Source organism: Planctomycetota bacterium, from assembly GCA_038746835.1.
Lineage (GTDB): Bacteria > Planctomycetota > Phycisphaerae > Tepidisphaerales > Tepidisphaeraceae > JBCDKH01.
The window spans coordinates 21,911-28,867 of record JBCDKH010000024.1 but is presented as its reverse complement, the minus strand read 5'-3'; the positions used below and the strand labels follow the sequence as shown (position 1 = coordinate 28,867).

General features: G+C 64.4%; 7 protein-coding genes. 6 read left to right on the top strand and 1 reads right to left on the bottom strand.

What is annotated here, in order from left to right; all coding sequences use genetic code 11:
* Nucleotides 1-181 precede the first annotated feature (181 nt).
* The 6 genes from AAGI46_04500 (at nucleotide 182) to ychF (ending at nucleotide 5,872) form a co-directional block, all read left to right on the top strand.
* Nucleotides 182-1,135 carry a hypothetical protein gene (locus tag AAGI46_04500; protein ID MEM1011464.1) on the top strand — a complete coding sequence of 318 codons (954 nt, stop codon included), beginning with the start codon at nucleotides 182-184 and terminating at the stop codon, nucleotides 1,133-1,135.
* Between the two features lie 70 nt (nucleotides 1,136-1,205).
* Nucleotides 1,206-2,222: a glycosyltransferase family 9 protein gene (locus tag AAGI46_04495; GenBank protein ID MEM1011463.1), complete on the top strand. Its 1,017-nt coding sequence runs from the start codon at nucleotides 1,206-1,208 to the stop codon at nucleotides 2,220-2,222.
* Nucleotides 2,223-2,242: 20 nt separating this feature from the next.
* Entirely contained in the window at nucleotides 2,243-2,950 is a 708-nt protein-coding gene (locus AAGI46_04490) for a sulfotransferase family 2 domain-containing protein (protein ID MEM1011462.1), read from the top strand.
* A gap of 27 nt (nucleotides 2,951-2,977) precedes the next feature.
* On the top strand, nucleotides 2,978-3,697 hold the full coding sequence (locus AAGI46_04485) for a nucleoside monophosphate kinase (GenBank protein ID MEM1011461.1): 720 nt from the start codon (nucleotides 2,978-2,980) through the stop codon (nucleotides 3,695-3,697).
* A gap of 135 nt (nucleotides 3,698-3,832) precedes the next feature.
* Nucleotides 3,833-4,651, top strand: a complete 819-nt coding sequence (locus AAGI46_04480) for a prepilin-type N-terminal cleavage/methylation domain-containing protein (GenBank protein ID MEM1011460.1) — start codon at nucleotides 3,833-3,835, stop codon at nucleotides 4,649-4,651.
* 126 nt (nucleotides 4,652-4,777) lie between these two features.
* Nucleotides 4,778-5,872, top strand: a complete 1,095-nt coding sequence (gene ychF / locus AAGI46_04475; GenBank protein MEM1011459.1) for a redox-regulated ATPase YchF — start codon at nucleotides 4,778-4,780, stop codon at nucleotides 5,870-5,872.
* 83 nt (nucleotides 5,873-5,955) lie between these two features.
* On the opposite strand, the gene trpD is transcribed toward ychF, so the two are convergent.
* Nucleotides 5,956-6,948: an anthranilate phosphoribosyltransferase gene (trpD, locus tag AAGI46_04470; GenBank protein MEM1011458.1), complete on the bottom strand. Its 993-nt coding sequence runs from the start codon at nucleotides 6,946-6,948 to the stop codon at nucleotides 5,956-5,958.
* Between the last annotated feature and the right edge of the window lie 9 nt (nucleotides 6,949-6,957).

Genomic DNA, 6,957 nt, shown 5'->3' with positions numbered 1-6,957 from the left:
GGTCGTTTGGATAACGTTGCCGCAAGGTTGCCGGGGGCTTCCCGCCGGCGGTTTCTCACGCGCGACCCTTGTTGTGTTCCCAGCCACGACCGCGGGCTGTATGCCCGCGGCTACCGGTCGTGTCTCGTACTCTCAAGTCAATGGTCGGGCTCGTCCTGCGAGTCTGTTACCTTTTCAGAAGATGACGCTCTCCGAAAGCGACGGCGGCACGTGCCTCCGTTGCGGCTACAACCTCACCGGCCTCGACGACCGCCGGGCGTGTCCGGAGTGCGGGCTGCTGGTGGGATTGAGTCGGAAGTCGAGCGATGCACTTGCCGACAGTCATCCGCGATGGCTGATGAAGCTCATCATCGGTGTCGTAGCGGTAGGCCTTTCGCTCCCGTCATTAGTACTCATACCCATCGGCTATGCCATCATTACGGAAGCTTGGGACTACGCGCAGCCTGTCTACGACTGGAAGACCGAGACCTGGGATCTCGCGGCAGGGGAGTCAGCAAACACCGTGGTTCTGATGACGATTGGTGCTGTGTCGATTGCCGGACCAGGATTGTTCCTCCTTCTCGGCGTTTGGCTCCTCACGAGCAGGCGTAGCAATGTCACGTTCGAGACAGCAAGGGTGGAAGGGCCGCGACGACAGGTCCTCCGTGGAGCGGCTTCAGTCCTGTGTCTTGTCTTGATTGCTGAGGCGCTGAATCAGACCGAAGTCATACCGATCTTCGATCGACTGCCACGAATCGTAACTCAGGCTATTTTGTACCCGCTTTTCTTCATGATCGTTGGCGTCGTCGTCGCCCTGCTTTCGCGTCGACTGCAGTCACTCGCCGTGCAGGCACCAGCGCCGTTGCTAGCGGCCGACAGCCCGGTCGTCGGATTCGTTTTAGCCGGGTCACTGTGGATCTTCAGTGCATTGACACTCGCCGATATGCTTGGCGTGACGGCAAGTCCGCCAACCACCGGAATTGGTGGTCAGATCACCGTTGTCGTCGTGGCCGTCGTCGGAGCAGTTGCTTTGACTTCAGTCATCTGGTCATTCTACCTGCTTATTCGTTACGGACTTGCGTTCGCCGAGACACGATCACAGGCCTTAGCCCTGTTCAGGGAGTCTGCGACAGCGGAGCCTTACACTGGCGTCTGATGCTCCTCCCGACTCCGACTTCGGTCGTCCAAGTCGCCTCGGCACAGCATTCCAACTGGACACTGCCACTTTGAAGATCGTCGTCCCTGTGATGGCCGGGATTGGCAACGCCGTGATGACGGTGCCGATGGTGCGTCGGCTGGGTGCCGGTCACCAGGTCGTCGTTGAAGCCAGCTCGGCGGTGATCGGGGAGGTGTTCGATCGGCTCGACGAGGTGGCGAACGTCGTCGTCCTGCCGGCGTCTCTTCGTGAGCGACTTCGCGTGCACCGCGGGCTTCGTGGCGACTGGTATGTCGTTCCATTTCCGAGCAATCGCTGGGAATACACGGCGCTCGCCGCGACGTCGCGATGTGCGAACGTGCTGATCCACGACTATCCGACCGGGGCGATGCGCACGGGGCGTCGCCTGCTGGGTGCGACGCGTGTGCCTGCACAAAGAGGCATCCACGACGTCGAGCAGAACCTCGCATTGGTCGACGGACTGCAACCCGCAGGGTCGCAGCGACCAGAGTTGGATCCGGTTTTTCCGATTCGAGATTCAGAGCGCAAGCAGGCGACGGCACTGCAGACGCCCGCGGTCGTGCAGGTCGGTTGCGCGGACACGGTCGTCGGTCGAGCGAAGCGTCTGCCCGACGCGACTTGGGCCGCAGTCGTCGACCAGCTCGCCGATCGCGGCGTCGCGTGCACGCTGATCGAAGGGCCCGACGAACAGGGCGACGGCCGACGCGTGGCGGATCTCTGCCGATCGTCGCCGCCGGTGTTGCCGTTGACGGGCACGCTCGGCACGTCGGCCGCGGTGCTGGCTCAGGCGGAGCTGTTCGTTGGGGTCGACTCGGGCCTCGCCCACGTCGCAGCCGCAGTGGGCGTGCCGAAGGTCGTCACCGTCTTCACGGCTGCCGACCCGGAGCGCGTCGCGCCGTGGGGCCATCGGGATCGCGTGGTCACGCCACGCGACACCGACGGCCGATCGTGGTCGCCACGGCTGCTCTATCCGATGGACCACCCGAAGCCCAAGCTCCGCAACGACCGCATCGACTGGTCGCGACACGTCGACGCGGGCGACATCGTCTCGCGTTCCCTCGCGTAACGTCGCCGCCGGCGAATCGCATGATCCTGTCGTACGAGAAGCAGTTTCTCTTCATCCACGTCGGCAAGACGGCCGGGACGAACGTCGCGCGGGCACTGGAGCCGTACGCCCATCGGCCGGAGGTCACGACGCCTGCGAAGTGGCTCGACAAGATCGGCATCCACGTCAACTACCTCGGCCCGCATCGCTGGCGACGCTTCCGCATCCACGCCACCGCCGCCACCGCCAAGCGACACCTGCCGACGCATGTTTGGGACGGCCTGTTCAAGTTCGCGTTCGTGCGAAATCCCTACGCGCGTCTTCTGAGTCAGTACCACTTCATGCTTCGTGAGATGCGGCATCACCACCACGAGACGGTGACCAGGCTCGGCAGCTTCGACGCCTACGTCGCCTGGGAACACCGCCGCGACAAGCGGACGCAGTCGTCGGCCCTGCTGGATCGCGACGGGCGATGCCTGGTCGACTTCGTCGGCCGGTTCGAGACGTTGTCGTCCGACTTCGCCCACGTTTGCGAACGGATCAGCGTCGATGCGACGCTGCCTGCCGAAGAGCGGCCGCCCAAGCCCTTCGCGGACGCGTTTGCCAATCCCGAGACGCGGCGTCTGGCAGACGAACTTATCGGGCGAGACGCGGAGGTCTTCGGCTACGACCTCGACGGGCCGCTATCGACCACGGAGGAGTTGAACGCGGTTTTGAAGGCAACCGCGCCAACGTCGGCGGTGGCCTGAGCGGGCGGACGTGGTATCTTCGGCGCGATGGACAACGGGCAGACCAACGGCGTTGCGAACGGTCACGTGCTTGAGGACCCCGTCCCACCGCCGGCCGAGCCGTACAAGGCGATCCTGCTGTTCGGCCCACCCGGATCGGGCAAAGGTACCCAGGGCCGAATCCTCTCGGCCATCCCCGGCTTTTTCCACTCGGCCACCGGCGACATCTTCCGCAGCCTCGACCTCCAGTCGCACGCCGGCCGGGTCTTCTGGGAGTACGCCAGTCACGGCGAGCTCGTACCCGACGAATTCACGATCGACGTGTGGCGGCAGTTCATCCGTGGCATGGAGATGATCAACCAGTTCCACCCGGAGACCGAGCTGCTCATTCTCGACGGCGTGCCCCGCAGCGTCCGCCAGGCCAAGCTGCTGGAGGACACGATCGAGGTTGTCCGCATCATCCACCTCAAGGCCGACTTCGAGAAGATGGTCGAGCGGCTCAAGCGTCGTGCGTTCAAGGAAAACCGCGTCGACGACGCGAAGGACGACGTGATTCGCCGTCGCATGCGGGTCTACGAAGAGACGACGCGGCCGCTGCTGGACCACTACGACGACGACTTGGTCGTCGAGATCGACGCGACGCAGAGTCAGATTCGCGTGCTGGAGCGGATCATCGAGATGCTCGTTCCGCTGAAGGAGCAGATCGACGCCAAGACGGGTGACAGCTTCGTCGCACCCAACGCCCCGCTACCAGCTGCGACGGTGTGATGACGCGATCTTCTCGCTAAGCGGTGAGCGTCAGAGAGCCCTCTGCGAACCGAACAGGCTCGCTAGCGCTCACCGCTAACCATTCGAAATCGCGATTTCTCTTTGCGACGCGCCTGATCGCACAATGATGTAGACGTGATCCGTCACGCCCGAGCCTTCACGCTGGTCGAGCTACTGGTGGTGATTGGGATCATCGCCCTGCTGGTGGGCATCCTGCTGCCGACGCTGTCGCGAGCTCGGGCGTCGGCTCAAAAGACGGTCTGCCTGGCGAACCTGCGATCGGGCCATCAGACGCTGGTGCTGTACGCCAACGACCACGACCTCTTCGTCCCGCTGGGCTACACGCGCGGCTGGAAGCAGTTCAACTACGTCGCCAGTCGCAACACGACGTTCGGCGGCGGGTTCGTCGAGCCCGACGAGCGGCCACGGTGGCTCGGACAGCTGTTCGTCGACGGCTACCTGGAGAGCGGCGAAAGCTGGTTCTGCCCCAGCGAGCAGGACCCGCAAATCCAGCAAAACACCGAGAACAACGCCTGGCCGCCGGGCAACGACGCGAGCTTTCGGACCCGCCTCGGATATGGCACCCGGCCGATGATCGATTGGCCCGAAGGTACCAGTGACGAGGACGAGATCTCGCCCGACGCCAACCCGCTCACGCTCATGCCGCCTGAGCCGATGCCGAAGCTGACGCAGCACAATGGCGACGCAATCCTCGGCGACCTCTTCCACAAGCCCAGCCAAGTCCGCGAGCGCCACGGTGACGGCATCAATGTCGCCGTCGGCCACGGAGCCGCTCGATTCATCCCGACGGCCGTCCTGGAAGCCGTCGACGTCGCGGGACAGACGTGGCTGACGGTCGACGAGGATGGCTTCGACAGAGACTACAACCCACTCTTCCTATCGGACGACCCGAACGACCTCGACCTCTGGACAGCACTCGGACGCGAGTTCTGAATCCCTCCATCATCCCGAGCGCAGCCGAGGGACCTCGCCCGGTCCTTCGCGAGCCCACGGGGCGAGGTCCTTCGACTCGCTCCGCTCGCTCAGGATGACGGACAGGGCACGGCACTACGCTGCGGCATGAGTCTCGAAGTCGGCATCGTCGGCCTGCCCAACGTCGGCAAATCCACGCTCTTCAACGCCCTCACCAAGGCGGGCATCCTCGCGGCCAACTACCCGTTCGCGACGATCGAGCCCAATGTCGGTGTCGTGTCCGTCCCGGACGGGCGGCTCGATGTCCTCAATAAGTATCAGGAAACCGAAAAGATCATCCCGGCCCAGGTGCGATTCGTCGACATCGCCGGGCTCGTCAAAGGTGCCAGCAAGGGCGAGGGCAAGGGCAACAAGTTCCTGAGCAGCATCCGCGAAGCCGACGCCATCGCACACGTCGTCCGATGCTTCGAGGACGACGACATCCAGCACGTGTCGGGCAAGGTCGATCCCGTCGACGACGCCGAAGTGATCGATCTCGAACTCGCCCTGGCCGACGTCGGTGTCGTCTCGAGTGCCCTGCAGAACGTCACGAAGAAAGCCCGCGGCGGAGACAAGGAAGCAACGCAGCAGAAGGCTCTGCTCGAAAAGTGCCAGGACCCGCTCAACGACGGCACGCCGCTCCGCAAACTCGACTGGACCGACGAGGAGCGCAAGGCCCTCAGAGGCTTCGGCCTGATCACGCTCAAGAAAGTCCTCTTCGTCGCCAACGTCGACGAAGACGACGTCGACGGCCAAGGCCCGCTCGCGACGAAGCTGCGGGCCTACGCCGAGACGCAGGGCGCGACGGTCGTGCCGGTGTGTGCCAAGATCGAAAGCGAACTGGCGGAGTTGGAAGACGACGAACGCGACGAGATGCTGGGTGACCTCGGACTCAAGGAGCCGGCACTCGCGTCGCTGGCGCGTGCCGCGTACGAAATGCTCGGCCTTCAAAGCTACTTCACCAGCGGCCCGAAGGAGATTCGTGCTTGGACCGTCCGCATCGGTGCCGCCGCTCCCGAAGCAGCCGGCGTCATCCACACCGACTTCGAGCGTGGTTTCATCCGGGCCGAGGTGTTCGGCATCGACGACCTCGTCGAGCACGGGAGCGAGTCCGCCATCAAAGCCGCCGGCAAACTCCGTAGCGAGGGCAAGGGCTACGTCATGCAAGACGGCGACGTCGTGCACTTCCGGTTCAACGTGTAACACGACTTCTGATCCGAACACGCGCTCGCTCACACTCGGGGCTCGTTCTCAGACGCGCACGCTCAAGTCAAAATTCGTGTAGGTCACCCGACGAGGCGATCCAGCGTCTCTGCTGCGCGACCCGACTCGATGGCATGGCGTGCCGCGTCGAGGGCATCGACGATGTCGTCATGCCCGCCCGCGATGACCACCGCCGCTGCAGCGTTGATGAGGACCGCATTGTGAGGCGGGCCAGTCTCGTCGCCGTCGAGGATGCGGCGGATCAGGGTCGCCGACGCTTCTGGCGACTCGGCCTGAAGTTCTGCCTTCGTTCCGGCAAGGTCGTGCGGCGTCGGGTCGAAGGTCCAGCGTCGCACCTCGCCGTCGACCACTTCCGCCACCTGTGTCGGCACGCCGGGCGACAGGTCGTCCTGACCGTCGTCGGAGTGGACGACCCAAGCTCGTTCGCTGCCGAGCTTGAGCAAAGCGCCTGCGACGAGGTCCAGCAACTCCGGCCGACTCACGCCGAGTAACTGCCGTCGCACGCCCGCCGGGTTGGTCAGCGGGCCGAGCAGGTTGAAGATCGTCGGAACGCCCAGCGCCTGCCGAACCGGCGCGACGTGCTTCATCGCCGGATGGTGATTGCGGGCGAAGGCGAACGCGATGCCGGCCCGCTCGAACTGCGTCTTCGGGTCGCCCGAAAGGTCGACGCCCAACGCTTCGAGCACGTCAGCCGAGCCGGTCTTGGACGAAGCTGCCCGGTTGCCGTGCTTCACAACGCCCACACCACACGCCGCCGCAACGATCGCGGCGGCCGTGGAGATGTTGAACGTCCCACTGCCGGTCCCACCCGTTCCGCACGTATCAACGACACCGGCCACGTCGCCGGTGTCGATGGGCGTCGCGTGCTCCCGCATGACCACCGCCGCCGCGGCGAGTTCGCTTGGCGTGACGCCCTTCTGCTGCAAAGCCGCCAGAAACGCACCCGTCCAAGCCGGCTCGGCATCACCGGACATGACGTGTTGCAATGCGTGACGCATCGCGTCTTCCGAGAGCGTTGTGCCAGCGATCAGTTGTTGCAGGATGGCAGTCGTCATCAGGTGTTC

Bases quoted from the DNA above. Each gene is read 5' to 3' on its own strand.
- trpD (MEM1011458.1), bottom strand. From the start codon at position 6,948: ATGACGACTGCCATCCTGCAACAACTGATCGCTGGCACAACGCTCTCG.
- AAGI46_04485 (MEM1011461.1), top strand. From the start codon at position 2,978: ATGGACAACGGGCAGACCAACGGCGTTGCGAACGGTCACGTGCTTGAG.
- ychF (MEM1011459.1), top strand. From the start codon at position 4,778: ATGAGTCTCGAAGTCGGCATCGTCGGCCTGCCCAACGTCGGCAAATCC.
- AAGI46_04490 (MEM1011462.1), top strand. From the start codon at position 2,243: ATGATCCTGTCGTACGAGAAGCAGTTTCTCTTCATCCACGTCGGCAAG.
- AAGI46_04500 (MEM1011464.1), top strand. From the start codon at position 182: ATGACGCTCTCCGAAAGCGACGGCGGCACGTGCCTCCGTTGCGGCTAC.